Origin of the sequence: Pseudonocardia pini, from assembly GCF_013870575.1 — a bacterium.
GTDB lineage: Bacteria > Actinomycetota > Actinomycetes > Mycobacteriales > Pseudonocardiaceae > Pseudonocardia > Pseudonocardia pini.
In genome coordinates, this window is the sequence record NZ_JACBXB010000925.1 from 1 (window position 1) to 1,921 (window position 1,921).

Annotated in this window: 2 protein-coding genes; one reads left to right on the top strand and one right to left on the bottom strand. The window is 75.8% G+C overall.

The genetic code is table 11. The features are described from left to right. Positions 1 to 932, bottom strand: a 932-nt coding sequence (locus H5J29_RS30875) for an NADH:flavin oxidoreductase/NADH oxidase (RefSeq protein WP_181784470.1), incomplete at its 3' end; no start/stop codon positions are given. Positions 933 to 1,032: 100 nt separating this feature from the next. Between H5J29_RS30875 and H5J29_RS30880 the strand changes: the two genes are divergently transcribed. After that, positions 1,033 to 1,734: a response regulator gene (locus H5J29_RS30880; protein WP_376768597.1), complete on the top strand. Its 702-nt coding sequence runs from the start codon at positions 1,033 to 1,035 to the stop codon at positions 1,732 to 1,734. Positions 1,735 to 1,921 lie beyond the last annotated feature (187 nt).

The following is a 1,921-nucleotide window of genomic DNA, read 5'->3' on the forward strand; positions in this document are numbered from 1 at the left end:
AGGATCGTCTGGGCCTGGGCGGGGTCGGTGATCAGGCCGACGGCGCCGGTGGCGATCCCGGCCTTCTGCCGCACGTCGCGGGCGAAGGGGACCTGGTAGCCGGGGCCGACCGGGATGTCCTGGCGGGCGTCGAGGCCGCCGGAGCTGACGTCGACGAGGTCGACGCCGAGGCCCGCGAGCAGCGCGGAGAGCTCCACCGTCTCCTCGGCGGTCCAGCCGCCCTCGACCCAGTCGCTCGCGGACAGCCGGACGAACAGCGCCGCGTCCTCCGGCAGCGCGGCGCGGACGGCCGTGGCGGCCTCGCGCACGATCCGGGTGCGGTTCTCGAACGACCCGCCGTAGCCGTCCGTGCGGAGGTTGGACAGCGGGGAGAGGAACTGGTGCAGCAGGTAGCCGTGCGCGGCGTGCAGCTCGACCGCCTCGAAGCCCGCGGCCGCGGCGCGCCGGGCGGCCGCGGCGAAGGCCGTGACCACCTCCGCGATCTCCTCCTGCGTGAGCCCGCGCGGCGTCGCGAAGCCCGGGTAGGCGAGGTCCGCCGGCGCCACGGCCTCCCAGCCGCCCTCCTCCGGGAGCACCGGCCCGGTGCCGCGGAACGGCGCCTGCACCGAGGCCTTGCGACCGGCGTGCGCGAGCTGCATCGCCGGGACGGCGCCCTGGTCGCGCACGAAGCCGGCGATCCGTGCCCAGGCCGCGGCCTGCTCGTCGGTCCAGATGCCGGCGTCCTCCGGGGAGATCCTGCCCTCGGCGGTGACCGCCGCCGCCTCGGTCATGACCAGCCCGAACCCGCCCGTGGCGCGCGCCCCGAGGTGCACGAGGTGCCAGTCGGTGGGCACCCCGTCCGCGGCGCAGGAGTACTGGCACATCGGCGCGAGCCAGATGCGGTTGCGCGCGGTGACCCCGCGCAGGGTGATCGGGTCGAGCAGTGACGTCACGGGGTCCTCCGGCGGCGCTACGGGCGGGTCCGTCCACTCAACCGCGTCGCCGTCGAGGGGTGATCCCCGCTGCGACGCCCGTCACTCCCGCCGGATGTGAGTGAATGGGCCCGTGTCGCAGACCCGGGTGCTCGTCGTCGACGACGACCCCGCCATCGCCCGGGCCCTGCGGATCAACCTGACCGCGCAGGGCTACCACGTCACGCTGGCCGTGGACGGGACCGCGGCGCTGCGGGCCGCGGCGGACCGGCGCCCCGACGTCGTGGTCCTCGACCTGGGCCTGCCCGACCTCGACGGTGCGGACGTCATCGCCGGAATCCGCGGCTGGAGCCCGGTGCCGATCATCGTGCTCTCCGCACGCACGGACTCGGGGGAGAAGGTCGCGGCCCTCGACGCGGGCGCGGACGACTACGTGACCAAGCCCTTCGGCATGGACGAGCTCCTGGCCCGGCTGCGCGCGGCCGTCCGGCGGGGCGCAGCGGGTCCCGCGGCGGCGACGGACCCCGTGCTGCGCCTCGGCGAGCTGACCGTGGACCTACAGGCCAAACGGGTCCGCCGGGGCGACGAGCCCGTCCATCTGACGCCCACCGAGTGGGGCATCCTCGAGATGCTGGCCGAGCACCGCGGCAGGCTCGTGGGACAGCGCGAGCTGCTGCGCCGGGTCTGGGGGCCGCAGTACGAGGGCAACGCGCACTACCTGCGGGTCTACCTCGCGCAGCTGCGGCGCAAGCTGGAACCGGACCCGGCCCACCCGCGCTACCTCCTGACCGAGGCGGGGATGGGCTACCGGCTCGAGGCCTGAGGGCGTGCGACGATCGTGCGCGTGAGCCCGACCGACGACGCCCCGCGCTGGTTCCGCGAGGCGATCGCCCACCAGCCCCAGCACCACGACGTGGACGTGGAGGGTGCCCGCGTGCACTACCGCGCCTGGGGGGACCCGGGACCCCGCGGCCTGGTGCTGGTGCACGGCGGCGCCGCCCACTCGGGCT